This window comes from Ruegeria sp. CL3, assembly GCF_056536505.1.
In genome coordinates, this window is the sequence record NZ_JBQFPT010000003.1 from 38304 (window position 1) to 65168 (window position 26865).

Consider the following 26865-nt stretch of genomic DNA (forward strand, 5'->3'; position numbering starts at 1 on the left):
CGGAGCATATCGAAAACTGGATCACAAAACCCGGTCAAGTGCATTCAATAACTGATCAATTTCCTGTTGGGACGTGTAGTGCGTGAAACTGACCCGCAACACGCCTTGATCCGGATCGACCCCCATCGCCTGCAAGGCGCGTACAGCATAGAAGTCACCACCGCCGGCCATCACGCCATGCGCCGCCAGCTCAGCCGCCACAGCAGCGGCCGGTCGCCCCAAAGCCAAAGCAACGGTTGGCGCGCGCCGAGTGGCCTCGGACGGGCCAAGCAGTCGTACTGTGTTTCGGTTTTTGACGATATCCAGCACCGGTTGCAGCAGCGCGACCTCGTGATTGCGCATCAGGTCATGGGCGAAAGCGCCTTGCGCGGCGGCACCCTCAGTTGGGCCGCCATGGTGGGTACTGAGCAGCGAGATGTAATCCGCTATCCCCGCGCTGGCGGCGATTTGTGCATGGTCCGGGCCTGCCGGCGTGAACCGTTTGTACAGAGTATCGCCGTTGAAATAATGCGCCTGGTTGGGCAGCAACTCACCCAATGCGCGCCGAATGACCATGCAGCCCTGATGTGGGCCGTAGGTTTTGTAGGCTGAAAACAGATAGATATCCGGTCCCAGATCTCCCACATTCGGAAACCCGTGCGGCGCGTAGGACACGCCATCCACGCATACGAATGCACCTGCGGCATGGGCAATGGCAGTAATCTCGGTCACCGGGTTGATCTCACCCACCACGTTCGAGCAATGCGGGAAGCAGACCAGCCGAACCTTTTCATCCAGTAGGTTTTCCAGATCCTGGGGGTTCAGAGATCCCGTTTCGGGATCAATCTTCCACTCACGCACGTCGATCCCGGCCTCGACAAGTCGCCTCCAAGGACCGGAATTGGCCTCATGATCCTGATTGGTGACAATGATCGCTTCGCCTGGGCTCATCCATTGCCGGAAAGCCTGCGCAAGAACATAGGTGTTCTGGGTGGTCGAGGGACCAAAACTCAGTTCGTCAGTCTCAACCCCCAGAATAGCGGCCATCCGGGCGCGGGCTTCATCCATCTCGGCACCCGCAAGACGGCTGGCCTCGTAGGGCGCGTATGGCTGCACCTTTCGCTGAGTGTAAAACCGCGTCAGCCGGTCGATCACTGGCTGGCAGGTGTAGGAGCCACCTGCGTTCTCGAAAAAGGCCTGCCCCTGAAGGCTGGGTTCGGCAAAGGCGGGGAACTGAGCCCGAACGAAATCAATATCCAACGCAGTCATGGCCAGGCCTTTCGATGAGTGGAGGGAACGGTAATAGCTGAGTGCGCGCCTCAGCCTTCAACCTTGGTATAGGTCCCCTCACCGGCCAGAATGCCCCGGAAGCCGCCCGGCTCATCCAGACCGAACACGATCAGCGGCAGGTTGTTGTCACGCGCCAGCGCAATGGCCGAAGCATCCATGACCCGCAGCCGTTTGGCCAGTACGTCGTCGTAAGAAACCGTGTCATACCGCTTGGCGTCGGCATGTTCTTTCGGGTCCTTGTCATACACCCCGTCCACGCCGTTTTTGCCCATAAATATCGCCTGACAGGCCATCTCATTCGCGCGCAGAGTCGCGGCCGTATCGGTAGTGAAGTACGGGTTGCCGGTGCCAGCAGCAAAGATACAAACCCGTTTCTTTTCAAGGTGGCGCACGGCGCGGCGGCGGATATACGGTTCGCAGACCTCATCCATACGGATGGCCGAGATCACGCGGGTAAACACCCCGATCTCTTCCAGCGCCGACTGCATCCCCAGCGCGTTCATCACGGTCGCCAGCATACCCATATAGTCGGCCGTGGTCCGCTCCATCCCCTGGGCCGAGCCGCTGAGGCCGCGGAAGATATTGCCGCCCCCAATCACCATGCAAATCTCGACGCCCAGATCATGGACCGATTTCACCTCCTGCGCGATGCGCTGGACGGTCGGCGGGTGCAGGCCGAATCCCTGATCACCCATCAACGCCTCACCGGAAATCTTCAGCATCACGCGATCATACTTGGGTTTTTGGGTGTTGGGGGACGAGGTCAGGCTCATATTGCGCTCCGGGCTGGCACGGGTTTATTTTCCGGCGCAAAATGAAGCAAAACGACCGCAGGTTCAATGCGGATACTGAGGGACCATGACCAATCACCCCACCGCATCGATTTGGGACCGGCTCCCAGAGATACCGGATGACAAGCCGGTTCTGATCGCTGGCCCGACAGCCTCGGGCAAGTCCGAGCTGGCGCTGCGCATCGCTGAAAGGTTCGGAGGGGTGATCGTCAACGCCGACGCTAGTCAGGTTTACGACTGCTGGCAGGTGATTTCGGCCCGCCCCTCACCGGACGAGGAAGCGCGCGCGCCGCATCGCCTCTATGGTCACGTCGCATTTGATCAGGAGTATTCCACCGGCCACTGGCTGCGCGAGGTCACGCCGCTGCTGACGGGCAGCCAGCGCCCGATCATCGTCGGTGGAACCGGGCTGTATTTCACCGCTTTGACGGAAGGAATGGCCGAGATACCTCCGACGCCCCTGCATGTACGTCAAGATGCCGATCAGATGGACTTGGACCGGCTGATGTCGGGCTTGGATGCTGAAACCCTGACCCGGCTGGACACCAACAACCGCGCCCGCGTTCAGCGCGCGTGGGAGGTTCAGCAGGCAACCGGACGCAGTCTGGCATCCTGGCAAGACGACACGCCGCCGCCCGTGCTGGCCCTGCAGGACACAGTGCCCATAGTCTTTGACGTCGACAAGTCATGGCTGCTGGACCGCATCACCCGTCGGTTCGATCATATGTTAGAGAGCGGCGCTTTGGACGAAGTTGCGGCTATGCGCGACCGCTATGATCCGTCGCTACCCGCCTGCAAGGCCATCGGCGTGCCGGAACTCATGGCATATCTTGATGGCTCAATGACATTGGAGCAAGCACGCGAACGGGCCACGATCTCGACCCGTCAGTTTGCCAAACGCCAGCGCACATGGTTTCGCGCACGAATGAAGGCGTGGAATCACCTCGACTTATCAATCTGATACGAAACGCGGTTGATTCTCTTTGTCTAATCTGGCTGCCCATCGAAATGAGCCTATATTCCTAGAGTACATGGCGTTTGGTTGCCTTGAGTTGGTGTCAGGCCTCACAAGGGGAATCGATAAGAAACACTGGGCGAGTAGCGTGCAACAACCGCCCAGACATGTCGTTTTTTTGCGCTTCATGACGCATTCGAACGTTGACGTGCTTCGGATTCTGTTGCCGAATACCGACATGGGGAATTCCAATGTTCAAAAAACCGAACCCTCCGACCTTTGCCTTGGCTTGAAAATCGCCAGCTAGGTTCGTCCATTCAGTACAAAAAACAAAATATGTCACAGGGAGAGACATTCATGACAAACCAGACAACAAAAGGAACGTCGGTGCACTGGGCCGCAGAGATGCACGCCCAGGAATACCGCGACGGCAATCTGAACCGCCGCGAGTTTCTGGCCCGCGTTACTGCACTGGGCGTTGCCGCTCCGGTCGCCTACGGCATGATCGGTCTGCAATCACCCGCAGCCGCAGCTGAGCCGCAGCAAGGCGGTACTATTCGTTACCAGATGGAAGTTCGCGCACTCAAAGACCCGCGCACCTACGACTGGACGCAGATCGCGACCTTCACAGCGGGCTGGTTGGAGTATCTTGTCGAGTACAACAACGACGGTACGTTCAAACCGATGTTGCTGGAAAGCTGGGAAGCCAATGACGACGCCACCGAATACACGCTGAACGTCCGCAAAGGCGTCAAGTGGAACAACGGTGACGATTTCACTGCCGAAGATGTGGCGCGCAACATCGAAGGCTGGTGTGACGCAACGATGGAAGGTAACTCGATGGCCTCGCGCATGGCGTCGCTTGTCGATGAAAGCACCCAGAAAGCCTCTGATGGCGCTATTACCGTTGTTGATTCACACACCGTTAAACTGAAGTGCAACACGCCGGACATCACCATCATCCCAGGCATGGCAGACTATCCTGGTGCTATCGTCCACAGCAGCTTTGACCCGAATGACATGCTGTCGAACCCGATTGGCACAGGCTTCATGATCCCCGAAAGCCACGAGGTCGGCGTAAAAGGCGTTCTGGTCCGCAACGAGGGCTTCGACTGGTGGGGCTACGAAGCGGGCAAAGGCGGTTACATCGATCGGATCGAATTCATCGACTACGGCACCGACCCTGCCGCCTTCTTGGCTGCTTATGAGGCCGAAGAGATCGACATGAACTGGGAGTCGGTCGGTGAATTCGTCGACATCTTCGACGGCATCGGTCTTGTCCGCTCGGAAATCCCATCGGGCTTTACCATCGTCATCCGCCCGAACCAACTGGCTGAAGATGCGGACGGCAACAAGATCTACGGCGACAAGCGGGTCCGTCAGGCGCTTGCTATGGCGGTGGACAACGAGGTTTGTCTTGAACTCGGCATGTCCGGTTACGGCATCCCAGCTGAAAACAGCCATGTCGGCCCGATGCATCCGGAATATGACTCGTCGATCACCCGCATCCCCTATGATCCGGCTGGTGCGAAGGCACTGATGGACGAAGCGGGGATGGGTGATTTCGAGCACGAAGTGCAGTCCATCGACGATGACTGGCGCCGGAATACCACTGCTGCCGTTGTGGCCCAGCTGAACGACGCAGGAATCAAGGCCAAGCACACCGTTCTGCCGGGCTCGACCTTCTGGAACGACTGGACCAAGTACCCTTATTCGTCAACCAACTGGAACCACCGCCCGCTGGGTACGCAAATCCTGGCCCTGGCCTACAAATCGGGCGTCGCTTGGAACGAATCCGGTTTCTCCAATGAAGAGTTCGACACGCTGCTGGCCGAGGCAAACTCGCTCGCTGATGTCGACATGCGCCGAGAGGTAATGGCGAAGCTGCAGGCGATCATGATCGAAGAAGGTGTTGTCATTCAGCCGTACTGGCGGACTGCAATGCGCCACCATCGCGACAACATGGTCGGTGTAGAAAAGCACATCGCGGACCTGCCGCAGCTTTACAAGTTCGGCCTGACCTCCTGACCCAAAACAAACAAGGGCCGCGCGACACCGGCGCGGCCCTTCGTCCTCAATACGGCGACCATAAGAATAGCAACGCGTGAGGCGGAATGCCGTCCACGCCAGCCGACCAACAGGGGCTAACATGGGACTTTTCATTTTAAGGCGTGTGGGGATTATGCTGCTGACAGCATTGTGCCTGACATTCCTGGTTTTTTTCCTCACCAATCTCTACCCGAACCTTGAAAAGCTTGCGAAAACGCAGGGCAATTTCCGGATGTCGGATGAGCAGGTTGAGAGCTTTTTGGAAAAAGGCGGATATCTTCAGTCGACGCCCATAAAATACGGCGAATGGCTGGGCGTTCTGCCCTCATACCGGCACACGAATGAGGACGGCACAGTTCAGGGCCGATGCATTCTACCGGGCAAAACCGCCGAAGAGTCTCCTAATTTCTGCGGAATCCTTCAGGGCTACTGGGGGTATTCGACAGTCTTCAAAGAAGAAGTCGGAACCGTCGTCGGCACCCGGCTCGCTTTGACCGGCAGGCTGATGTTCTGGGTGATGCTGCTGATGGTCCCCTCGGCCCTGATCCTTGGCATTCTGGCTGGGATGAAAGAAGGGTCGGCCACGGACCGGACCCTGTCTACCTTTGCTATTACAACCACCGCGACGCCGGAATACGTCTCTGGTGTGATCTTCATCGCGATCTTCACGTCATCCGCTGTGGGCCTGAAATGGTTCAAGGGCACGGCGACGCAAGCGATGGAGAACCCAACGTTCGAGAACTTCTTCTTACCGGTACTGACCATTGCGCTTTATGGGATGGGCTATATCGCCCGCATGACCCGTGCCTCGATGACCGAGGTGATGACGGCGCAATATATCCGCACCGCGCGCCTGAAGGGTGTCTCGTTCCCGAACATCGTCATGAAACACGCGCTACGGAACGCTCTGATCGCGCCGTTCACCGTCATCATGTTGCAGTTCCCATGGCTGCTGAATGGTGTGGTGATCGTCGAGACCCTGTTCAACTACAAGGGCTTTGGCTGGGCGCTGGTGCAGGCGGCGGGGAACAATGACATCCAGCTGTTGTTGGCGATCTCGGTCGTGTCGGTCTTTGTGGTGCTGGTGACGCAGCTGATCTCGGATATCGGCTATGTTTACCTCAACCCGCGTATTCGCATTTCTTAAGGGAGGGTCAGATCATGGAACCACTTACCTGGACCGGCTCTATCGCCTTCCTCAACCCGCTACTCGCGCTGGCACTGGGTGTAATGGCCCTGTCCATCGTCGTCTGGATGCTGGCCAGCATTGTGCTGCCCGAGGATCAGATGACGGTGAACCCTGATGGCACGTTAACTTCAAGCTCGGGCCTGCGGAACATGATACAGGCCGCGCTGCGCTATAGCTTTCTGGCCAGTGTGGCGATCGCTGTTGCCTATGTCGTGCTGGGCATACTAATGGGCACCAGCGCCGGGATCATTGGTGCGATCTCGCAGCAATTCCTGCCCGTCTGGCTGTCACTGATCATCCTGTATGCAATGTCGATCGCGTTCAAACGCAAGCTGGGTCTTTACGGCAAGCTTTTCGACAGCCCCATCGGCATGATCGGTTTTGGCCTTGTGATGTTCTGGGTTTTCACCGGCATCTTTGGCGCGCTTGATTTGATCGTGACCCACGACCCGCTTGCGCAGGTCTCGGGCATGAAGAACAAGGTGCCCGGTACGCCGCTGCCAAATCTGGAGGACGGCCAATACGCCTGGTACCTTCTGGGCGGAGACAATCTGGCCCGCGACGTATTCAGCCGTATGGTCAAGGGCGCGTGGATCGTAGTGCAAATTGCACCGCTGGCCACGATGTTTGCCTTTATGGTTGGGATCACTCTGGGCCTGCCCGCCGGGTACTATGGTGGTCGCCTGGATACGCTGTTGTCGTTCCTGGCAAACCTGATCCTCGCCTTCCCTGTGATCCTGCTGTTCTACCTGTTGGTGACACCCGAGATCGTGGCGACCGGTGTGCCAAACTATATGGCAGCCATCCTGTTTGTCTTCCCGATCATCTTCCTCGGTGTCCTGCTGAACTCACGCTACTACACGCGTCCGAATTTCCGAACACCTCTGCTCATCGGGGTTCTGGGCGTGGCGCTGTGGTTCTACCTGTCGCTGATTTCGACCGGAGGCTACATCATCAGCACCGACAGCTACCGCGTCTGGGGTCTGCCGACCTATCTGGACTTGTTCGACATTCCGGGCGGCATTCTGGTCGTGTTCGTCTCGGTGGTGTTCGTGAACTCTCCCACGGTGTTCCGCATCGTGCGCGGGTTGGCGCTGGATATCAAAACCCGTGACTACGTGGCTGCGGCTCAGACGCGTGGTGAGGGTCCGTGGTACATCATGCTGTGGGAGATCCTGCCCAACGCACGTGGTCCGCTGATCGTCGATTTTTGTCTGCGGATTGGCTACACTACCATCCTTCTGGGGACCTTGGGTTTCTTCGGGTTGGGCTTGCCGCCCGAAAGCCCGGATTGGGGGTCAACGATCAACGAAGGGCGCAAGCTGCTCTCGATCTACCTGCACCCTGCCCTTCCGCCTGCTTTGGCCCTGTTGTCCTTGGTTCTGGGTTTGAACCTGCTGGCAGACGGTCTGCGCGAAGAAAGTCTGAAGGACTGATGTGATCAAGGCCGGGGGCTCTGCCCCCGGACCCCCGAGGTATTTTTAGCCAGATGAAGGGGATCCCCCGGACTCTCGCGAGGAGTAACAAGATGAACAAACTGGCGGACTATGACGGGCCTATTCTGGAGATCGATAAGCTTTCAATTTCGTTTTTCACCCGGCTGAGGGAAATTCCCGCCGTTATGGATTTCTCGGTCAGTGTGCAGCCAGGCGAGGCTGTCGGGCTGGTGGGTGAATCCGGCTGCGGCAAGTCTACGGTGGCGCTGGGTGTCATGCAGGATCTGGGCAAGAACGGGCGCATCGTTGGCGGCTCAATCAAATTCAAAGGGCGTGATCTCGGTGAGATGACTACCGAGGAACTGCGCGACATTCGTGGCAATGAAATCGCAATGATCTATCAGGAGCCGATGGCATCCCTGAACCCGGCGATGAAGATCGGCAAGCAACTGATGGAAGTGCCGATGATCCACGAAGGCGTCGGTCAGGAAGAGGCTTATGCGCGTGCGCTTGAGGTCGTCACGGATGTGCGCCTGCCCGACCCCGAGCGGATGCTGAACTCTTTCCCGCACCAGTTGTCGGGCGGTCAGCAGCAGCGGATCGTCATTGCGATGGCGTTGATGTCGAAGCCTGCCCTGTTGATTTTGGACGAACCCACAACAGCGCTGGACGTGACCGTTGAGGCCGCCGTGGTCGAACTAGTCAAGGATCTGGGCAAGAAATACGGCACCTCGATGCTGTTCATCTCGCACAACCTCGGCCTGGTTCTGGAAACATGCGACCGTCTGTGCGTGATGTATTCGGGCGAAGCGGTCGAGCGCGGATCGATCCACGATGTGTTCGACGAGATGCAGCACCCCTATACGCAGGCGCTGTTCCGGTCGATCCCCCTGCCCGGTGCCGACAAGAACGCGCGTCCGCTGGTGGCCATTCCGGGGAACTTCCCTCTGCCGCATGAACGTCCACCGGGCTGTAATTTCGGCCCGCGTTGCGACTATTTCGAAGAAGGTCGCTGTGACGCTCAGAACATCCTCATGGAAGCGGTGCCCGGCAATGATCGCCACCATACGCGCTGCCTGAAGTTCCAAGAGATCGACTGGAACGCGCCGATCACCGTTGGAGAGCAAAAGGAAAAGGGCGAGATCGGTCGGACCGTTCTTAAGATGGACAACCTCAAGAAATACTATGAGGTGGCGGCCAACGCTCTGTTTGGAGGCGGTACGACCAAAGTGGTCAAAGCCAACGAGACGCTGAGTTTCGAAGCCCATGAGTCTGAGACACTGGCCATCGTGGGTGAATCCGGTTGCGGCAAATCCACCTTCGCCAAGGTTCTGATGGGGCTTGAAACGGCGACCGACGGGCAAATCCTGTTGGACAACCGCAATATCGAAGCCGTGCCGATTGAGGAGCGCGACGCCAAGACCGTGGGTGAAGTACAGATGGTGTTCCAGAACCCATTTGATACTCTGAACCCGTCGATGACTGTCGGGCGTCAGATCATCCGGGCACTTGAGATCTTCGGGGTCGGCAATTCCGAGGCTGAGCGCAAGAAGCGCATGCTGGAGCTCTTGGACCTGGTGAAACTGCCCCGCGCTTTCGCGGACCGGATGCCGCGACAGCTCTCTGGTGGTCAGAAACAGCGTGTTGGTATCGCGCGCGCCTTTGCGGGTGATGCTCGGATTGTGGTTGCGGACGAACCGGTCTCGGCCTTGGATGTGTCGGTGCAGGCGGCGGTGACCGATCTGCTGATGGAGATCCAGCGCGAACACAAGACCACGCTGCTGTTCATCAGCCATGACCTGTCGATCGTGCGCTATCTCAGCGACCGTGTGATGGTAATGTATCTCGGCCACGTGGTCGAACTGGGCACGACCGATCAGGTCTTCTCGCCCCCGTATCACCCTTACACCGAAGCGCTGCTGAGCGCGGTTCCGATTGCAGATACCTCGATCGAGAAACAGCATATCGTGCTGGAGGGCGATATTCCGTCGGCCATGAACCCGCCGCCGGGTTGCCCGTTCCAGACGCGTTGCCGGTGGAAATCCGAGGTGCCGGACGGGCGTTGTGAATCAGATGTACCACCTGTGAAAACTCTGGCCGACGGCCATCAGGTCAAATGTCACCTGGCCGAAGATGTTCTGGCCCGTATGGAGCCTGTGATCAAAATCGCCGCAGAATAGACGCTTGTACGAACTTGAAAGGCCGGTCAGTGACCGGCCTTTTCGTTGAATTCCGCTGTCAAAGCGAGCTGTTCTGCGCCTTAACCGCCCCAGATCACCTTCACGTAATTCTGGGTTTCCGCGTAAGGCGGAATGCCGCCGTGTTTCTCAACGGCCTTTGGACCTGCATTGTAAGCTGCCAGCGCCAAGGGCCACGACTTGAACTTACGGTATTGCCACGACAGATACCGCGCACCTCCTTCAAGATTCTGTTTAGGATCATGCGGGTTGACGCCCAACAACTGGGCCGTCTGCGGCATTAGCTGTGCCAGACCCAAAGCCCCTTTGTGAGATTTCGCTGTGGGGTTCCAGCCGCTTTCCTGCTGCACCAGGCGCAAAAACAACTCTTCGGGGATGTTGTGTTGGCGGGCTGCTTGGCGGGCAAGCTTCAGGTATTCTCCTCGATACTTCCCAGTATAGCGCTTGTCGAACCGGCCCTGCGCCACTTTCGGCTTAAGCCGCTCGGACCCGCGATATTGCGTCGCCGCGCGCGAGTCCAACACTTTGGATTGCTTGAGGAATATGTCTTTTCTATTCTTGGTAGACAGTGTCTGGGCCTGCACCGGGGCCGTGGTCAGCAGCAGACACACACCGACAAAACCTAAAACCAAAGACCGCATAAATGCCTATCCTGCCCGATCCAAAAACAAGCGGAGTATATGGTCCCGCCGCCTGAATTAAAAGCGTGCAGAACGGGGCAAGCAGATTCTTGTCCGACACTGTGTCATCAACGTGTTTTCACCCTGATGCAGGCCGTATAGGGTCTCTGGCATATTCAGCGCCAGATTCGGCGCATTCAAGTGAGAACAAAGCGGGGAACTACATGGCGGGTTCAGTCAATAAGGTCATTCTGGTCGGAAATCTCGGCCGAGATCCCGAGGTTCGGTCGTTTCAGAACGGCGGTAAAGTGTGCAACCTACGGATTGCGACGTCAGAGAACTGGAAAGACCGCAACACGGGCGAACGCCGGGAGCGGACCGAGTGGCACTCGGTCGCGATCTTCTCGGAACCTCTGGCCCGCATTGCCGAGCAATACCTGCGCAAAGGCAGCAAGGTCTACATCGAAGGCCAGTTGGAAACTCGCAAGTGGCAGGACCAGTCCGGCCAAGATCGCTATTCGACCGAGGTTGTTTTGCGCCCTTATCGCGGTGAACTGACTCTGCTGGACAGCCGTGGCGAAGGTGGCGGCGGCGGCGGTTACGGCGGTGGCCAATCGGGCGGTTACGGCGGCGGACAGGCTGGCGGCGGTTACGGCGATCCTTATGGCGCACCGTCCGGCTCACCTGCCCCGGCATCCGGCGGAATCGACGACGACGAGATTCCGTTCTAAACGAAACGGAGACACAATATGGCATGGTCCTTCGCTCTCGGCCGACTTCTCGGGTCCGAACTGAGGGTCCATGTCACCTTTTTCCTGTTGTTGGCCTGGGTCGGATTTGCGGCCTATTCCAGCGGAGGTTGGCCCGCCGCGATCGAGAACCTGATTTTCGTTTTGGCGCTATTCGCCTGCGTTGTGGCGCATGAATTCGGCCACGCCCTGATGGCGCGCCGCTTTGGCATCAAAACTCCTGATATCACCCTGTTGCCCATCGGCGGTTTGGCCCGGTTGGAGCGTATGCCAGAAAAACCGATGCAAGAGGTCTGGGTGGCCCTCGCCGGTCCGGCCGTCAATGTCGCGATCTGGTTGGCTCTGGTGGCGTTTGGCGCCGGGATGCCCTTTGATACGATCAGCCAGATAGAATCCGCAAATATCGGGATGCTGGACCGTCTCGCCTACATCAATCTTCTACTGGCGGCGTTTAACATGATCCCCGCCTTCCCGATGGATGGAGGTCGCGTTTTCCGGGCCCTCCTCTGCCTTCGTCTGGACCGCGTCGCAGCCACGCGCATCGCGGCGCTAAGCGGTCAGATGCTTGCCGTTGGGCTCGGGTTCTATGGGCTCAGCTCGGGCAACCCGATCCTCGTCGTGATTGCTGTTTTCGTGTTCTTCGCAGCCAATGCAGAAAGTCAGGATGTGGCGCTGCGCTCGGCCACGCGGCACGTTTTAGCACGCGATGCGATGATTACAGAATTTCACGCGCTGTCACCTCAGGACACGTTGAATACTGCCGCGCAGGCCGTGATCCATACAACGCAACATGAGTTTCCGGTTCTGGACGACAAAGGCCACCTTCAGGGCTTCGTAACCCGAGATCACTTGTTCAAGGCGCTGGCAAGCGACCACCCACGCTCTGACCCCGCCGTTTCGATCATGGAGCGCAACATCCCGCAGGTCGGCTTGACTGCTGGATTGGCAAAGGTTTTGGACGGGTTGCACAAAGGCGCGCCGGCGGTCGCCGTGATCAATCGCACCGGGCTTATGATCGGCTATATCACCCGTGAAAACATCGGTGAGTTGATGGTGATCCGAGGGCGCTGACCGTCTCGTCAGGCGGTTGCCAACGCATCCTCTAGCACCGACAGGACGGCCTCACGCGGGACATCCGAAGTCACAAAGGCCTGACCGATCCCTCGCGCCAAAATGAAACGCAACTGACCGTCGATCACCTTTTTGTCCTGCGCCATCAGGTCCACCAAGGCCTCGGCTCCGGGAAGATCACCTGGAATATCAGCCAGATCGGTTTTCATCCCCATAGTCTTCAAATGCGCCCGCACTCGGCTTGGGTCTTCCTGCGAACACAGGCCCAGTCGTGCCGACAATTCAAAGGCCAGCGCGCAGCCGATGGCAACGCCTTCGCCATGCAACAGCCGGTCGGAATACCCTGTCGCGGCCTCCAACGCGTGACAGAACGTGTGCCCGAGGTTCAAAAGCGCGCGATCCCCCTGCTCGGTCTCGTCGCGCGCGACGATATCGGCTTTCATCTGGACCGATCGCGTGACAGCACGCACCCGCGCGGCCATATCGCCCGAGGAGACCTTGGTCCCATTCCCTTCAAGCCATTCGAAGAATTCGGCGTCGCCGAGCAGGCCGTATTTGACCACCTCTCCATAGCCCGACAGGAAATCACGCTGGGTCATGGTGCCCAGAACCGAGGTATCGGCCAGCACCAAGGAGGGTTGATGAAACGCGCCGATCAGGTTTTTGCCCTGAGGCGCGTTGATCCCAGTTTTGCCTCCGACCGAACTGTCGACCTGCGCCAGCAACGAGGTCGGGATTTGAACGAAACGCACGCCACGGCGCAGCACAGCGGCAGCGAAACCTGCGAGGTCCCCGATCACTCCGCCGCCAAGGGCGATGACGATGTCCCGACGCTCGACCTTTTCGGCCAGCAGCCACTCCACAGCTCGCTCAAAATGCGGCCAGCTTTTGGTCGCTTCTCCTGCAGGCAAGGCCAGTGAGGACATCTCGATCCCCGCGCTCGCAAGCCCTTCGCGCAGGGCCTCCAGATGAAGGGCGGCGACGTTCTCGTCAGTCAGAACCGCAACTTTCGGACGGCGCAGCAAAGGCGCGATCCGCGCGCCGGATTGCGCCAGCAGGTCCGGGCCAATCTCGACATCATACGAGCGTTCGCCCAATTCCACATGTACGGTTTCATGCATCTATTTTCGTTCCAAAACATCGGGTCGGGCCAGCAGGGCGTCGACCACGCGGTCTACCATATTGTCGATCGAGGTCTCACCATCCGAGGCCACCGTCAGATCGGCCTCGGCATAGACCGGGACACGCGCCTCGTACAGCGCCTTCAACGTCGCATAGGGGTCATCAGTTCTCAGCAACGGGCGTGTATCCTTATGGCGCACCCGGTTCCACAACACATCAAGATCCGCCCGCAACCAGACCGAGGCACCCCGTTCGGTGATCATGTCGCGGTTACCCTCGGACAGAAACGCGCCACCACCCGTCGATAGAATACCTTTCTGCTCATCCAGCAAGCGACCGATAACCTGGGTTTCCTTGGCGCGAAAAAACGGCTCTCCGTCGCGCTGGAAAATCTCGGGGATGGTCATATTGGCGGCTGATTCGATCTCGGCGTCGCTATCGAGGAAAGGAACACCCAGCCTCGCCGCCAATGCGCGGCCCACAGCGGTCTTTCCGGCCCCCATCATGCCCACGAGAACAACGGTTTTGTGCAGGTCAAACCCGCCCTGTGTGCCTGCCGCGTGTGTGTTATGCTTAATTTCGCTCATTTAACCGTGAATGACGTGATCTTAAGAAAAATGCCAGTTATAACTTGGTCAAAACCAAAAATTGAGGCAGCGTGGCGCCATGGGCCGTCTGATCAAGTTCCTGATATATATTGTTTGCCTGGCCTTCATCGGGCTGGTGGCCTACGCCTATGTGGGTCCTTATTTCGGCGCCGATTTCTCGGCCCCGCAAAGCGAAATCCGTGAACCGGTCACGTTGGATGTCGATTAAGCAAGTGTTGGTCGCGCTGTCTCTGGCCGGAGCAGCGCAGGCGCAGCAGCCGCTGACTGCGATTGATTGGCTGAACGACCCGCCTGAGAACCTGCCGGGCACGGTGCTGCTGGAGCCTCCGGTCGCGCAGAACGGAGGCCAGCCTGCGGTTGAGGTCACGCCTCTGGACGCGCTGTCGCAGCCGATCGGTTTGGTGTCGTCGAGTGTAACCGGGTTACCCGTCGACCTCTGGCATGGCAGCGACCCCGAGCGGATTTCAGAACTGATCGCCCGTATCCCGGTCAAGCATAACCCTGCCATGCAACGGCTGCTGTTCACCCTGCTGCTGTCCGAGGCCCGCGCGCCCGGCGGCGCGTCTGGAGAAGAAACACTGTTACTGGCGCGTCTGGACCGGCTGATGCAGCTCGGCGCGGCGGACCCGGCGCAGTCACTGGTGCAACTGGCCGGTCCAACGGACACGCAGGCGCGGTTCGAACGCTGGTTTGATGCAACGCTTCTGACCGGTGACGAGGATCGCAGCTGTACCGCCCTGACCGCCCAGCCCAACCTATCCAAGGACTATGCGGCCCAGATCTTCTGCAAGGCCCGCCGGGGGGATTGGCCCTCTGCTGCTCTGACACTTGAGGCCGCCCACGCGCTGGAGCTGTTGCCGCCTGAGGAACTGGACCTGCTCGACCGTTTCCTCAACCCCGACATTTTTGAGGACGCGCCTTACCTGCCGCAACCCGAGGACCCGGATCCGCTAAGCTTCAGGCTGTTTGAGGCCATTGGGGAGCGTTTGCCCTCGGCCCCTCTGCCGCGGGCCTTCGCCAATGCCGACCTGCGCGACGTGGCCGGCTGGAAGGCGCAGATCGAAGCCGCCGAGCGCCTGACCCGTATTGGCGCGCTGACCCCGAACCAGTTGCTTGGTCTTTACACCGAGCGTTCTCCGGCAGCATCAGGTGCCGTTTGGGATCGGGTGGCCGCTGTACAGCAGTTCGAAACCGCCCTGGAAACCGGCAATGTCGAGGCGATCAGCAAGACCCTCCCCCTCGTCTGGAAACAGATGCGCAGCGTCGGGCTTGAAGTGCCCTTTGCCGATCTCTTCGCCGAACGCCTCTATAGGGTCGAATTGCAGGGGGCCGATGTGGAAGCCCTACGCTGGCGTATCCTGATGCTCTCGGATTTCTATGAACGCGCCGCGATGCAAGCGCCGAACACAGCGGTTGAGACGCAGTTCCTGGCAGCTTTGGCGCAGGGTGATCCTGGTCGCGCTGTTTCGCCATCGCCTTTGGCAGATGCGGTCGCGCAAGGGTTCGCCTGGGCCGCGCCGGTGCCTTCGGACATCGAGGCCCTGCTGGACAATGGTCAACTCGGCGAGGCGATTTTGGAGGCAATGCAGCTGTTTGCCCACGGCGCGCGCGGCAATCTGGTGGACATGACCGCCGCAATCGCCGCCTTCCGCCGTGTCGGGCTGGAGGAAACCGCCCGCCGCGCTGCACTGAACCTACTGATCCTGAACGAGCGCGTCTGATGAGCGGCCCGGCATCAGATGAGCTGTGGATTTCAACCTTCCTGCAGGCGCAGGCCGCCGAATTGGGCGCGGCCACGAATACTCTGCTGGCCTATGGTCGCGACCTGAAGGATTTCGCCGCGTGGCTGGAGCATAGCAAAACCAGTTTCGAGCAAGCGGATCGTGATAGGATCGAAGCCTATCTGATCGATTGCGATGCGCAGGGCCTGTCCCGCGCGACCCGCGCCCGGCGGTTGTCGGCGATCAAACAACTCTACCGGTTCGCGTTCGAAGAAGGCTGGCGCGAGGCGAACCCGGCCATTCAGATCAAAGGCCCGGGCCGCAAGAAGCAGCTGCCCAAAACGCTGGACGTCCCCGAAGTCGACCGCTTGCTCGAGGCTGCCCGCCAGACCGGACGCAGCCCAGCCGACCGTATCCGCAACACCTGCCTGACGGAGCTTCTCTACGCGACCGGTATGCGGGTGACGGAGCTGGTCTCTCTGCCCGTCTCATCCGCGCGCGGCGATCCCCGCATGTTGCTGGTTCTGGGCAAAGGTGGCAAAGAGAGGATGGTTCCCCTGTCCCCCCCGGCCCGCGATGCGCTGGCCGTTTGGCTTGAGGAACGAGACAAGGCCGAGGATGCAAATGTTGAAAAAGGTGGCACCCGATCAAAATTCCTGTTCCCGTCACGGGGCAAATCCGGGCACCTGACCCGGCACAGGTTCTTTTTGCTGGTCAAAGAATTGGCGGTTCAGGGCGGTGTCTCGCCCGAAAAGGTCACGCCGCACACGTTGCGCCATGCCTTCGCCACCCATCTGTTGGCAAACGGGGCCGACCTGAGATCAATCCAGACCCTACTGGGTCACGCAGACATCGCGACGACCGAGATCTACACGCATGTGCTGGATGAACGGCTGTCGGAACTGGTGCTGGAACATCACCCGCTGGCGAAAGACAAGGGTAGCAAGGGCTAACCCCTTGATTGCAAGGGTGCGCATCCCCATAACGGGTGCAGAAACACGAACAACCAAGGACCGATGGAACCCACATCCTCTCTGATCGACGGCGCATTCTGGTTTACCACTGGCGCTATCCTGCTTTTGCTTGTCCTTTCGGGCTTTTTCTCAGGCTCAGAAACAGCGTTGACCGCATCGTCCCGAGGGAAGCTGAGGGCACAGGCCGACAAAGGCTCTCGCGGCGCGCAAAAGGCGCTCGATATCACCGATGACAATGAGAGGCTGATCGGCTCGGTCCTGCTGGGCAACAACCTGGTTAACATCCTCGCGGCCTCGCTGGCGACGGCCCTATTCACCCGACTGTTCGGTGAAAGCGGCGTGGCGTTGGCGACGCTGGTCATGACCCTGCTGGTTCTGATCTTTGCCGAAGTCCTGCCCAAGACCTATGCCATCACTAATTCGGAAAAAGCCGCCTCTGCCGTGGCCCCGATCATCAGCGTTGTCGTCACCGTGTTCTCGCCCATTGTGGCCGCGGTGCGCCTGTTGGTCCGCGGTGTGCTGCGTATTTTCGGAGTCCAGATCGACCCGGACAGCAACATCCTCGCCGTGCGCGAGGAAATCGCCGGTGCTTTGCAGCTAGGTCATTCCGAAGGTGTGGTCGAGAAAGAAGACCGTGACCGCATTCTGGGCGCGCTTGATCTGGGCGACCGTGCGGTTGAAGAGATCATGCTCCACCGCTCGAACATCGAGATGATCGACGCCGATGCAGAGCCGGATGCCATTCTGGAGCAATGCCTGCAAAGCCGCCACACGCGCCTGCCCGTTTTTCGCGACGAGCCCGAGAACATCATCGGCGTGGTCCATGCCAAAGATCTGTTCCGCGCGATGTACGCGCAAGTCGGCGGATCCGAGAGCAACTCGGACCGTTTGGCCGGCTTCGACATCACCAAAGTAGCAAACGATCCCTATTTCGTACCAGAAACCACCACTCTGGACGACCAGATGCGAGAGTTCCTGCGCATTCGTAGCCACTTTGCCCTAGTGGTCGACGAATACGGATCGCTGCGCGGCCTGATCACGCTCGAGGATATTCTCGAAGAAATCGTTGGTGAAATCGCCGACGAGTTCGACATCGAGGAAGAGGTTCCTGTTACCCGCACCGAGGATGGCCAGTTTCTGGTCGAAGGGGCCATGACCATCCGCGACGTCAACCGCGCCCTAGATTGGTCCCTGCCGGATGAAGAAGCCAATACCGTCGCTGGCCTTGTGATACATGAGGCGCAGATGATCCCCGTGGTCGGTCAGGTGTTTTCCTTCCACGGGTTCCGGTTCGAGGTTACCGCGCGCGAGGGCAACCGGGTGACGGAGCTGAAGATCAGACCTCTCTAAGCGCGGGACGACGTGCGCGACATTATTTGTCGTTTTTATACTTGCGCCCCCGGAGCCTCCGGTCAGACTTCCAGAAAATCTGGGAGTCTTTCATGAAACTGCAAACCCGCGTGGCGGTCATTGGGGGCGGCGTTGTCGGCTGCTCGGTTCTGTATCACCTGACCAAACTGGGGTGGTCCGACGTCATGCTTCTGGAACGGTCCGAGCTGACTTCGGGCTCGACCTGGCACGCGGCGGGCGGGTTTCACACTCTAAACGGCGACACCAACATGGCGGCGCTGCAGGGCTATACGATCCGGCTGTATAAAGAGCTGGAAGAGATCACCGGAATGTCCTGCGGGTTGCACCATGTTGGCGGGGTGACGCTGGCGGACAATCAGGATCGGTTCGACATGCTACTGGCCGAACGCGCCAAGCATCGCTTCATGGGGCTGGAAACCGAAATCGTCGGCCCCGATGAGATCAAGAAAATCGCGCCGATCACCAATACCGACGGCATTATCGGTGCGCTCTACGATCCGCTGGATGGGCATCTGGATCCGTCAGGCACCACCCATGCCTACGCCAAGGCCGCCCGGATGGGCGGGGCCACGATCGAGACCCACTGCATGGTGCGCGAAACCAATCAGCGCGCGGACGGCACATGGGATGTGGTCACCGACAAGGGCACGATCCATGCCGAGCATGTGGTCAACGCAGGCGGCCTCTGGGCGCGTGAGGTCGGTGCAATGGCGGGCATCTATTTCCCTCTGCACCCGATGGAGCATCAGTATCTGGTGACAGACTCGATCCCTCAGATCGAAGCGATCATTGATGCGGGCGGTGAACACCCGCATGTCATGGACCCAGCAGGTGAAAGCTATCTGCGGCAGGAAGGTCGGGGCCTGTGCATTGGGTTCTACGAGCAGCCCTGTAAGCCATGGGCTGTTGACGGTACACCGTGGGAGTTCGGTCATGAACTTCTGCCCGATGACTATGACAAGATCACCGATAGTATCGAGTTCGCCTATAACCGCTTCCCTGTTCTGGCCGAGGCCGGGGTGAAATCGGTGATCCACGGCCCGTTCACCTTTGCGCCCGATGGCAACCCTCTGGTCGGGCCGGTACCGGGGACGCGCAACTATTGGTCCGCTTGCGGCGTCATGGCCGGATTCAGCCAGGGCGGCGGCGTTGGCCTGACGCTGGCGCAATGGATGATCGAGGGCGAGCCGGAGCGCGACGTCTTCGCCATGGACATGGCCCGGTTCGGCGACTGGATCAGCCCGGGCTATACCCGCCCGAAGGTCATTGAGAACTATCAGAAACGGTTCAGCGTCGCCTACCCAAACGAGGAACTGCCCGCCGCGCGCCCCAATCGCACCACGCCGATGTATGACATCTTCAGCGATCTGGGCGCGGTTTGGGGCCAGCAATACGGGCTAGAGGTGCCGAATTACTTCGCGCAAGGCGACGAGCCGGGTTATGAAACCCCCTCATTTCGACGCTCGGACGCGTTCGACTCCACGGGGCGCGAAGTTCGCGCTGTTCGCGAAGGTGTAGGGATCAACGAGGTCCACAATTTCGGCAAGTATCGCATATCGGGCCCGAATGCCCGCGCGTGGCTGGATCGGATCATGGCGGGACGCATCCCTCAACCGGGCCGAGTCTCCCTGACCCCGATGCTGTCGCCCAAAGGCAAGCTGATCGGTGATTTTACCGTGTCTTGCCTAAGTGAGACCGACTTCCGCCTGACCGCCTCATACGGCAGCCAAGCCTACCACATGCGTTGGTTCCAGCAGAACGCAGCCGAGGGCGTCTCAATCAGCAATTTCAGCGACCAGCTGAATGGCTTCCAAATCGCAGGCCCTAAGGCGACCGAGGTACTGGCGGCCTGCACGCGCGAGGAAGTCTCGACCCTCCGGTTCCTCGACGTGCGTCCAATGACGATCGGCATGACGGATTGCCTCGTGCAGCGGGTCAGCTACACCGGCGATCTGGGCTATGAGATCTATTGCGATCCGATGGCGCAACGACAGCTCTGGTGGACTTTGTGGGAGGCCGGGCAACCCCATGGGATGGTGCCTTTCGGCATGCGCGCCATGATGTCCTTGCGTCTGGACAAGTTCTTTGGCTCGTGGATGCGTGAGTTCTCACCAGACTACACAGCCGCAGAAACGGGGTTAGATCGGTTCATTTCGTTCTCCAAAAACACCGACTTCATTGGTAGAGAAACGGCTGAGGCAGAGAGGCATAACGGTACGACTCGCAAGCTGATCGCATTCGAGGTCGAGGCCGAAGATGCGGATGTGAACGCGTACGAGCCGATCTGGCTGGACGGAGAGGTCGTTGGTTTTTGCACCTCAGGCGGCTATTCCCACTATGCCCAAACCTCCGTCGCGATGGGGTTCCTTCCGACGGACCGTATCAAAGACGGGCTGGAGGTTCAGATCGAAATCCTCGGCCAGATGCGGACCGCGCGGGTGATCTCGACCCCGCTGTTTGATCCTGAGGGCGACCGAATGAGGGGCTGACAACGCAGCAACCGGGCGGCATGTTGCCCCTATGACAGACATACCCATCATACTGCTTGCGGCAGGGCAATCTCGGCGCATGCGCGGTGCAGATAAGCTACTACAGGCGGTCGACGGCATACCCCTTTTGCGACGATCTACCATGACAGCCTTGGAGGTCGGACCGGTGATCGTTTCGCTTCCTCCCCGCCCTCATGCCCGCTACGACGCGCTGGACGGTTTGGACGTGCAGATGGCCCCAATTGCGGATGCGGCAGAAGGCATGAACGCCAGCCTGCGCGGCGCGCTGGCCAAAGTGGATGCCGCTGCGCCGGCTGTCATGGTTCTGCTGGCGGATTTGCCTGAGCTAACCTCGAACGACCTAAGAGCTGTGAAGAACGCGAGACACGCCAATCCCGACAATCTGATTTGGCGCGGAGCCACGTCGGCTGGCAAGCCTGGCCATCCCGTTATCTTTGATCGTCAGCTTTTTCCAGAACTTCGGAAGCTGACCGGAGATCAAGGCGCCCAATCCGTCATTCGCGCGCACAAGGACAAGGCTCACCTCACACGTCTTCCCGGCGACAATGCCCTGTTAGACCTCGACACACCCGAGGCATGGGCGGACTGGCTCAGAAAACGAGGGTCGTAAACGAACACGACCCGGTCGTTAGAGACCGGGTCGTGTGCCCAAAACAGGACTACCACTTTCAGCAATCAATAAAGCTAAACCAAATCACCTATACAGGTGGTTAGGCGTACAGCAGCTAAAACCTAAACAAGACCCCCTCGTTAACATGCCACCAGCGCTTTAAGACTGAGCAAGCCACGGGCACCCCCTAGTGCCTTTGGCTCCCCCTCACTTGGGCATGTTTATATTTGCTGATCCGATCCTTCGAAACAACGTAAAATTGGAAGAAACGGTTAACTAGGGACGTCTCAGTTTGGTTTTTGGGCAACATCCCGTTGCGTCAAGATCAACCCTAAGGGGATTTACGTTAGCAGAAGCTCCGATAAAGGCCCCATTAAACGTGGTCTTATTCAATAATAACCATGTAATTGCAGTAATATAGTTTACATCGTCAGAATTTTTTTCGGCCATCTTCTACTTTAAGTAGAGTGCTCAAAAACACCGCCAAACGACCTGCCGTTTGTTCATGCTCAATATTCAATTCAACTAAATTCAAAGTTTGACAGCCAATTCAGCAACAATCCTCCGATTCGCAATGTGTCAGCAGGCCTGAATCCGCGAATCCCAACAGCGCTCCGCCGACACGGAACATGTGCTTTGTGGCAAAATTAAGTTTTCTTAATTCATCAGTCAGGAAAGACACAGATTGAGGGTTCATTTGCTGTTTCAACGCGCGCCTCAATTCGCGCGACGTGAACAGGAGACAAAAAATGAGCATCCGTAAATCCTCACTATTATTGCCGAGCAAATCCAGCTGGGTTGGCGCCAGTGCCTTGGGCGCAGCCCTTCTGGCCACAACGGCCCTGCCCTCGATGGCTGATGAAGCGCTGGCCGATCTGGTCGAGACGGTCTCGCCTTCGGTCGTGACCATCATTGCCGAACAGGACGCGGTCGCGACTCCTGCTCGGGGTCAGGACTTTGATCTGGAAAACCATCCCTTTGGTGAGTTCTTCAAAAGGTTCGGTGCGCCCGAAGGCTTCGACATGCCGCAGCGCGGTCCGGCCCAGGGTTTGGGCTCCGGCTTTGTGCTGGATGCCGAGGGCTACATAGTCACCAACCATCACGTGGTCGACAATGCCTCAACCATCACCGTCCGTCTGAGCGACGATCGCACCTATGACGCTGAGGTCGTCGGTACCGACCCGTTGACCGATATCGCCGTCCTGAAGATCGAGCCAGAGGCTGAGCTGCAAGCAGTGACCTTGGGTGACAGCGACGTGATCCGCGTTGGCGAAGACGTCGTAGCCATCGGCAACCCCTTCGGTCTGAGCTCCACCGTCACAACCGGCATCGTGTCCGCCAAGGGGCGCAATATTTCGCAAGGACCTTACGCTGAATTCATCCAGACCGATGCCGCCATCAACAAAGGCAATTCTGGTGGTCCTCTGTTCAACATGGAAGGTGAGGTTATCGGTGTTAACTCAGCCATTTACTCGCCAAGCGGCGGCTCGGTCGGGTTGGGTTTTGCGGTAACCTCTAACATCGTGGATCACATCACAGCCGATCTGCGCGATGACGGGGAAATCAGCCGCGGGTGGCTGGGTGTCTCGATCCAGAATGTCAGCCCCGAGTTGGCAGCCGCCTTGGGCATTGATGCCTCAACGGGCGCGCTGGTGTCCGATGTCGTGACCGACAGCCCGGCAGATGGTGTGCTGCAGCAAGGCGATGTGATCCTGAGCTTCAACAATGAGTCTGTGGACAACAGCAGCGACCTGCCGATCCTTGTGGGCACCACCAAAGTTGGCACGGACAGCGTTCTGACCGTCCTGCGGGATGGCACCGAACAGCAGCTGGAGCTGACCATCGGCCAACACCAGGCCGCGTCCACTCAGACCGACGCGCCCGTCGAGGCCGAGGTCTCGGGCACATCGCTCGGTGTTACCGTTGCCCCTCTGACTGAAACTGCACGTGCCGAAATGGGCGTTGGCGAAGGGATCGACGGGGTCGTCGTGACCGATCTGAAGCCCGACAGCCCTGCGGCCAAGGCCGGACTACAGCGGGGCGACGTGATCGTCAAACTGGGCAGCCAGGAGACCGCTTCGCCGGACGCCCTTAAGGCGGCTTTGGACAGCGAGAAGACAGACCCCGCTCTCGTGCTTATCAACCGCGGTGGCAACCAGATCTTCGTGGCGGTTGAAATCGTCTGACCTCAGGCCCGCGCGCGCCACATGATGGGGAGATCTGGTGCGCGCCTCCTGGCGGATTGGTTTGTCCGCAATTCGCCGGGCGTGCCGGGTGCGCAAGGACGCACCCGGCTCGTGTTTTCCTCAGGCCATGTGCTTTGGCCATAAATTGTGTTTAAATTCGAATAAAAAGGAGCCTCCATCATGAGCAGACGCCTGCTGATCGTCGAAGATGACGCAGATACACGGGACTTCATCGCGAAAGGATTCAGCGAAGAAGGCTATGTGGTCGAGGTTGCCGCAGATGGCCGCGAAGGGTTGTATCACGCCACTGACGGAGGTTTTGACGCTATTGTTCTGGACAGGATGCTGCCCGGATTGGATGGCTTGTCCCTGATCAAATCCATGCGCGCTGCCGGGCTGAAAACGCCGGTTCTGATGCTGACCGCCATGAGCGCCGTTGATGAACGCGTCAAAGGGCTACGTTCGGGCGCGGATGATTATCTGGTCAAGCCGTTTTCGTTCCAGGAACTTCATGCACGGATCGAGGCGCTGCTGCGCCGTCCGCAGGACGCAGAAGAAACGCCAACCCTGACCTGCAAGGACCTTGAGATGGATTTGCTGACCCGAAAGGTCACGCGTGACGGGCAGGAAATCTCATTGACCCCGCGCGAGTTCCAAATCCTTGAATTCTTCCTGCGTCGTAAGAACCGAGTTGTGTCGCGCACCATGCTGCTTGAGGGCGTTTGGGACTATCACTTCGACCCGAACACAAACGTCGTGGACGTCCACATCTCGAAACTGCGGCGTCAACTGGACGAAGGCGGAGATGTACCGCTGATTGAAACCGTCCGGGGCGCGGGTTACATGATGTCTGATGGATAACCTTCGGCTTTCGGTAAATAATTCCAGAACAAGACTTGTCGTCGCCAGCATGGTTCTCAGCACCATTCTGACGGCGACGGTTCTGGCTTTGGTCTATGTGACAGCCAATCGCAGCATCGAATCCGAGACACGCTCGGTCGTCTCGGCGGAACTGACCGGACTTGCAGATGAATATGAGAGGCGCGGTCTCATTGGCCTTATCACCGCCATCGAACGCCGCCTGCCCAGTGCCTCGGAACGCGACGCGCTTTATCTTTTGACCGACCGGTTCGGCAACAAACTGGCGGGCAATCTCAAGCAATGGCCCGAGGACATCACCGCGGGCAGTGGCTGGGTCGATCTCGAGGTCCGCCGCGCCGACAATGACGAGCTGGTGCCTGTTTCTGCCGCCTCGATCCGCCTGCCCGGTGGCGAGCGCCTTATCGTCGGGCGTGATGCCGTTGCCCGTCAGCAGTTCGACCGGGTTCTGCTGCGGTCAGTCGCACTGGCACTTGGGATTGCCCTGCTCCTCAGCCTGTTGACCGGATGGCTGTTCACCAGGCTGGTGTTTTCGCGCCTGTCCGACATCGCCAGCACGGCGGAGAATATCGTCTCGGGCGATCTGTCTCGCCGGATGCCTATACGCGGCACCGGTGATGAGTTCGATCAGGTCGCCGGGACCTTGAACACCATGCTCGACCGGATAGAAGAGCTGATCAGCAACCTGCGCACAACCTCGAACTCTATTGCGCATGACCTGCGATCGCCCCTTTCCCGTTTGAAACAACGGGTTGAAGCGCTGTCCGACCCGGACAAAAGCGATCTGGACCGCGAGATCGACATCGCCCGGGCCACCACCGAGGTGGATCATGTCTTGCGCGTGCTGGGGCAACTGACCGAAATCTCACGCGCTGAGGCCGGGCTGGGGCGCGAACAGTTTGAGGATGTCGATCTGCACCAACTGGTTGAGGATGTCGTGGACCTCTATGAGCCTGTTGCGGCGGATCAGAATGTTCGGCTTGAAGTTTCAGGTCAAGCCAAGCCCATTCAGGGCCACCGCCCTCTTCTGTCGCAAGCCTTGTCCAACCTTCTGGACAACGCGTTGCGATATGCGCCGGAGGACTCGACTATCACCGTATCCCTTGAAGAGGACACCGCCTGCACCCGCCTCAGCGTGCGCGATGAAGGGCCAGGCGTTCCGGAACAGGACCTTCCTCGCTTGCAGCAGCCATTCGTAACGCTGGACCCTGCGCGGACTGAGCGCAATGCCGGACTGGGCCTTGCCTTGGTGGCTGCAATCTCACGGATGCATGGCGGTGCGTTCGAGGCGCGCAACTGCGATCCCGGCCTCGAAACTACGCTGAAACTGGCGCGCTAACTCGGGCGTCCTTTGATCGCCATGTTCTTGTTTTTATAGCGCTTATCCTCGGTCACATCCGCACCGAACCACGCGGGCGGCGTGTAGCCTTTCGCATCTTGCTCCGAGGTGAATTCGACCTCAACCAGACACAGCGGTGCCAGATCGCCTTCGAACACATCCAATTCAAACACATGCCCATCCGGCAGCGTGCCAGTGTATCGCACCTTCTCAACCCGCCGTCCCTCGGTCTCGGGCCAGAAGGTTTCGAACTGATCGGCTGAAATCTCGGCCTCCCGCTCGACCCGGACCAGACCGCCCGCGCCCTTGAGGGTGAGGAAATAACTGTCATTCTTCTGCCGCAGCCGCATCTCCACTGAGTCCTCAGTGGCCGTAAGATACCCCTGCCGCACCACAGCCTTTTTGGTTCCACCTAGATCGGGCAGTTCAGCGACCAGAAATTTGCGTTCGATTTCGATGCTCATTTCGATGCAACCACCCCGTTTTCCAATTCATCATAGAGCGCCTTATAGGCTTCACTGGCCGCACTGCGTGCAGCATAGGTGCTGACCGGAGCGCGGTGCTGGCCCATTTTCTCGATATCCGCGGTGAAGGGAATCGAGGTTTGCAGAAACCGTTTGCGGTATAGCCCGCGCATCTTCTCCCTTGTGTCCTGATGCAAAATCTTGCGCTTCTGCACCATCGAGAAGAACGCCCTCAGCTTTTTTTTCCGCAACTTGTGTTCTTCGAAAAAGCTAACCAGCTGATCGAATGTGCGTTCCGAAAGTGTCGTCGGGATCACCGGCACGACGATCTCATCAGCAGCGCGGAAGATGTTCTCGGACAGGGTCGAGAAGTTCGGCGGGCAATCCAGAATAATCACGTCATAATCGCTGCCTGCCGCGACCAGAGCCTTTTTCAAACGCGAGCGCTTGTTGCGCATCCGGGATAGGAAAACGTCGAAATCGCGAAATGTCAGATTGGCGGGCAACACATCCAGACCTTCGAAGTCACTGGCCCGGATGGCCTTGGTAAACCGTTCCACATCCTCAAAAAAACGCGCGTCTGTCAGTTTTTTCGACGGCTTGACCCGGAAATAAAAACCCGACGCCCCCTGCGGATCAAGATCGCACAAAAGCACCTGCTGACCCGCCTGCGCATAGGCGTAGGCGAGGTTCACCGAGGTCGCGGTCTTCCCGACCCCGCCCTTGTTACTGTAGCAGGCAATGATCTTCATTC

At 58.8% G+C, this 26865-nt stretch carries 23 protein-coding genes; 16 read left to right on the top strand and 7 right to left on the bottom strand.

All coding sequences use genetic code 11. The annotated features are described in order from the left end of the window. Positions 1–21: 21 nt before the first annotated feature. Both ACR0NO_RS04625 and pyrH read right to left on the bottom strand, forming a co-directional pair. Positions 22–1248, bottom strand: a complete 1227-nt coding sequence (locus ACR0NO_RS04625) for an aminotransferase class V-fold PLP-dependent enzyme (RefSeq protein WP_480723138.1) — start codon at positions 1246–1248, stop codon at positions 22–24. A 50-nt stretch (positions 1249–1298) separates the two neighbouring features. Further along, complete coding sequence (pyrH, locus tag ACR0NO_RS04630; protein ID WP_170469717.1) at positions 1299–2042, bottom strand: UMP kinase; 744 nt, start codon at positions 2040–2042, stop codon at positions 1299–1301. An 85-nt stretch (positions 2043–2127) separates the two neighbouring features. Between pyrH and miaA the strand changes: the two genes are divergently transcribed. The 5 genes from miaA to ACR0NO_RS04655 all read left to right on the top strand — a co-directional run bounded on the left by miaA (position 2128) and on the right by ACR0NO_RS04655 (position 9869). Further along, complete coding sequence (gene miaA / locus ACR0NO_RS04635) at positions 2128–3021, top strand: tRNA (adenosine(37)-N6)-dimethylallyltransferase MiaA (RefSeq protein ID WP_480723139.1); 894 nt, start codon at positions 2128–2130, stop codon at positions 3019–3021. A gap of 351 nt (positions 3022–3372) precedes the next feature. Then, a complete protein-coding gene (locus ACR0NO_RS04640; RefSeq protein WP_480723140.1) occupies positions 3373–5043 on the top strand; it encodes an ABC transporter substrate-binding protein in 1671 nt (556 codons plus the stop codon). A 121-nt stretch (positions 5044–5164) separates the two neighbouring features. Continuing rightward, on the top strand, positions 5165–6211 hold the full coding sequence (locus ACR0NO_RS04645; protein ID WP_170376750.1) for an ABC transporter permease: 1047 nt from the start codon (positions 5165–5167) through the stop codon (positions 6209–6211). A 14-nt stretch (positions 6212–6225) separates the two neighbouring features. Further along, positions 6226–7689: an ABC transporter permease gene (locus tag ACR0NO_RS04650; RefSeq protein ID WP_170665264.1), complete on the top strand. Its 1464-nt coding sequence runs from the start codon at positions 6226–6228 to the stop codon at positions 7687–7689. A 92-nt stretch (positions 7690–7781) separates the two neighbouring features. Further along, on the top strand, positions 7782–9869 hold the full coding sequence (locus ACR0NO_RS04655) for a dipeptide ABC transporter ATP-binding protein (protein ID WP_170551194.1): 2088 nt from the start codon (positions 7782–7784) through the stop codon (positions 9867–9869). 80 nt (positions 9870–9949) lie between these two features. Here ACR0NO_RS04655 and ACR0NO_RS04660 read toward each other — a convergent pair whose 3' ends face one another. Continuing rightward, positions 9950–10528, bottom strand: a complete 579-nt coding sequence (locus ACR0NO_RS04660; RefSeq protein ID WP_170376744.1) for a lytic transglycosylase domain-containing protein — start codon at positions 10526–10528, stop codon at positions 9950–9952. Positions 10529–10731: 203 nt separating this feature from the next. Between ACR0NO_RS04660 and ssb the strand changes: the two genes are divergently transcribed. Then, complete coding sequence (gene ssb, locus ACR0NO_RS04665) at positions 10732–11238, top strand: single-stranded DNA-binding protein (RefSeq protein WP_170638871.1); 507 nt, start codon at positions 10732–10734, stop codon at positions 11236–11238. An 18-nt stretch (positions 11239–11256) separates the two neighbouring features. Continuing rightward, positions 11257–12327, top strand: coding sequence for a site-2 protease family protein (locus ACR0NO_RS04670; protein WP_480723141.1), 1071 nt, complete (start codon positions 11257–11259; stop codon positions 12325–12327). A gap of 8 nt (positions 12328–12335) precedes the next feature. Here ACR0NO_RS04670 and aroB read toward each other — a convergent pair whose 3' ends face one another. Further along, positions 12336–13448 (bottom strand): 3-dehydroquinate synthase, encoded by a 1113-nt coding sequence (gene aroB / locus ACR0NO_RS04675; protein WP_480723142.1) that lies wholly within the window; start codon positions 13446–13448, stop codon positions 12336–12338. After that, a complete protein-coding gene (locus ACR0NO_RS04680) occupies positions 13449–14036 on the bottom strand; it encodes a shikimate kinase (RefSeq protein ID WP_170747501.1) in 588 nt (195 codons plus the stop codon). A 79-nt stretch (positions 14037–14115) separates the two neighbouring features. Here ACR0NO_RS04680 and ACR0NO_RS04685 point away from each other — a divergent pair, with 79 nt between their 5' ends. The 9 genes from ACR0NO_RS04685 to ACR0NO_RS04725 all read left to right on the top strand — a co-directional run bounded on the left by ACR0NO_RS04685 (position 14116) and on the right by ACR0NO_RS04725 (position 25647). Then, positions 14116–14265, top strand: a complete 150-nt coding sequence (locus ACR0NO_RS04685; protein WP_170376734.1) for a hypothetical protein — start codon at positions 14116–14118, stop codon at positions 14263–14265. Beyond that, entirely contained in the window at positions 14255–15778 is a 1524-nt protein-coding gene (locus ACR0NO_RS04690) for a hypothetical protein (RefSeq protein WP_480723143.1), read from the top strand. Before ACR0NO_RS04685 ends, ACR0NO_RS04690 begins: the two co-directional genes overlap by 11 nt. Then, positions 15778–16731, top strand: coding sequence for a tyrosine recombinase (locus tag ACR0NO_RS04695; RefSeq protein WP_480723144.1), 954 nt, complete (start codon positions 15778–15780; stop codon positions 16729–16731). The genes ACR0NO_RS04690 and ACR0NO_RS04695 overlap by 1 nt, the downstream gene beginning before the upstream one ends. 63 nt (positions 16732–16794) lie before the next feature. Continuing rightward, positions 16795–18102, top strand: a complete 1308-nt coding sequence (locus tag ACR0NO_RS04700) for an HlyC/CorC family transporter (protein WP_170376728.1) — start codon at positions 16795–16797, stop codon at positions 18100–18102. A 92-nt stretch (positions 18103–18194) separates the two neighbouring features. Continuing rightward, entirely contained in the window at positions 18195–20612 is a 2418-nt protein-coding gene (locus ACR0NO_RS04705; protein WP_480723145.1) for a GcvT family protein, read from the top strand. Between the two features lie 31 nt (positions 20613–20643). After that, the gene (locus tag ACR0NO_RS04710; RefSeq protein WP_480723146.1) at positions 20644–21243 is read left to right on the top strand and encodes a nucleotidyltransferase family protein; all 600 of its coding nucleotides are present in this window, start codon (positions 20644–20646) and stop codon (positions 21241–21243) included. 749 nt (positions 21244–21992) lie between these two features. Then, positions 21993–23429 carry a Do family serine endopeptidase gene (locus ACR0NO_RS04715; protein ID WP_480723147.1) on the top strand — a complete coding sequence of 479 codons (1437 nt, stop codon included), beginning with the start codon at positions 21993–21995 and terminating at the stop codon, positions 23427–23429. A gap of 180 nt (positions 23430–23609) precedes the next feature. Continuing rightward, a complete protein-coding gene (locus ACR0NO_RS04720; RefSeq protein WP_209250618.1) occupies positions 23610–24290 on the top strand; it encodes a response regulator transcription factor in 681 nt (226 codons plus the stop codon). After that, positions 24283–25647 carry a sensor histidine kinase gene (locus tag ACR0NO_RS04725; RefSeq protein ID WP_480723148.1) on the top strand — a complete coding sequence of 455 codons (1365 nt, stop codon included), beginning with the start codon at positions 24283–24285 and terminating at the stop codon, positions 25645–25647. The genes ACR0NO_RS04720 and ACR0NO_RS04725 overlap by 8 nt, the downstream gene beginning before the upstream one ends. Here ACR0NO_RS04725 and ACR0NO_RS04730 read toward each other — a convergent pair. Both ACR0NO_RS04730 and ACR0NO_RS04735 read right to left on the bottom strand, forming a co-directional pair. After that, on the bottom strand, positions 25644–26111 hold the full coding sequence (locus tag ACR0NO_RS04730; RefSeq protein WP_480723149.1) for a CYTH domain-containing protein: 468 nt from the start codon (positions 26109–26111) through the stop codon (positions 25644–25646). The two genes, ACR0NO_RS04725 and ACR0NO_RS04730, sit on opposite strands and share 4 nt — an antisense overlap. Further along, complete coding sequence (locus ACR0NO_RS04735) at positions 26108–26863, bottom strand: ParA family protein (RefSeq protein ID WP_480723150.1); 756 nt, start codon at positions 26861–26863, stop codon at positions 26108–26110. The genes ACR0NO_RS04730 and ACR0NO_RS04735 overlap by 4 nt, the downstream gene beginning before the upstream one ends. Positions 26864–26865 lie beyond the last annotated feature (2 nt).

Bases quoted from the DNA above. Each gene is read 5' to 3' on its own strand.
- ACR0NO_RS04640 (WP_480723140.1), top strand. From the start codon at position 3,373: ATGACAAACCAGACAACAAAAGGAACGTCGGTGCACTGGGCCGCAGAG.
- ACR0NO_RS04700 (WP_170376728.1), top strand. From the start codon at position 16,795: ATGGAACCCACATCCTCTCTGATCGACGGCGCATTCTGGTTTACCACT.
- ACR0NO_RS04730 (WP_480723149.1), bottom strand. From the start codon at position 26,111: ATGAGCATCGAAATCGAACGCAAATTTCTGGTCGCTGAACTGCCCGAT.
- pyrH (WP_170469717.1), bottom strand. From the start codon at position 2,042: ATGAGCCTGACCTCGTCCCCCAACACCCAAAAACCCAAGTATGATCGC.
- ACR0NO_RS04735 (WP_480723150.1), bottom strand. From the start codon at position 26,863: ATGAAGATCATTGCCTGCTACAGTAACAAGGGCGGGGTCGGGAAGACC.
- ACR0NO_RS04690 (WP_480723143.1), top strand. From the start codon at position 14,255: ATGTCGATTAAGCAAGTGTTGGTCGCGCTGTCTCTGGCCGGAGCAGCG.
- ACR0NO_RS04625 (WP_480723138.1), bottom strand. From the start codon at position 1,248: ATGACTGCGTTGGATATTGATTTCGTTCGGGCTCAGTTCCCCGCCTTT.
- ACR0NO_RS04695 (WP_480723144.1), top strand. From the start codon at position 15,778: ATGAGCGGCCCGGCATCAGATGAGCTGTGGATTTCAACCTTCCTGCAG.
- aroB (WP_480723142.1), bottom strand. From the start codon at position 13,448: ATGCATGAAACCGTACATGTGGAATTGGGCGAACGCTCGTATGATGTC.
- miaA (WP_480723139.1), top strand. From the start codon at position 2,128: ATGACCAATCACCCCACCGCATCGATTTGGGACCGGCTCCCAGAGATA.
- ACR0NO_RS04705 (WP_480723145.1), top strand. From the start codon at position 18,195: ATGAAACTGCAAACCCGCGTGGCGGTCATTGGGGGCGGCGTTGTCGGC.
- ssb (WP_170638871.1), top strand. From the start codon at position 10,732: ATGGCGGGTTCAGTCAATAAGGTCATTCTGGTCGGAAATCTCGGCCGA.
- ACR0NO_RS04720 (WP_209250618.1), top strand. From the start codon at position 23,610: ATGAGCAGACGCCTGCTGATCGTCGAAGATGACGCAGATACACGGGAC.
- ACR0NO_RS04725 (WP_480723148.1), top strand. From the start codon at position 24,283: ATGGATAACCTTCGGCTTTCGGTAAATAATTCCAGAACAAGACTTGTC.
- ACR0NO_RS04645 (WP_170376750.1), top strand. From the start codon at position 5,165: ATGGGACTTTTCATTTTAAGGCGTGTGGGGATTATGCTGCTGACAGCA.
- ACR0NO_RS04660 (WP_170376744.1), bottom strand. From the start codon at position 10,528: ATGCGGTCTTTGGTTTTAGGTTTTGTCGGTGTGTGTCTGCTGCTGACC.
- ACR0NO_RS04685 (WP_170376734.1), top strand. From the start codon at position 14,116: ATGGGCCGTCTGATCAAGTTCCTGATATATATTGTTTGCCTGGCCTTC.
- ACR0NO_RS04655 (WP_170551194.1), top strand. From the start codon at position 7,782: ATGAACAAACTGGCGGACTATGACGGGCCTATTCTGGAGATCGATAAG.
- ACR0NO_RS04670 (WP_480723141.1), top strand. From the start codon at position 11,257: ATGGCATGGTCCTTCGCTCTCGGCCGACTTCTCGGGTCCGAACTGAGG.
- ACR0NO_RS04715 (WP_480723147.1), top strand. From the start codon at position 21,993: ATGAGCATCCGTAAATCCTCACTATTATTGCCGAGCAAATCCAGCTGG.
- ACR0NO_RS04680 (WP_170747501.1), bottom strand. From the start codon at position 14,036: ATGAGCGAAATTAAGCATAACACACACGCGGCAGGCACACAGGGCGGG.
- ACR0NO_RS04710 (WP_480723146.1), top strand. From the start codon at position 20,644: ATGACAGACATACCCATCATACTGCTTGCGGCAGGGCAATCTCGGCGC.
- ACR0NO_RS04650 (WP_170665264.1), top strand. From the start codon at position 6,226: ATGGAACCACTTACCTGGACCGGCTCTATCGCCTTCCTCAACCCGCTA.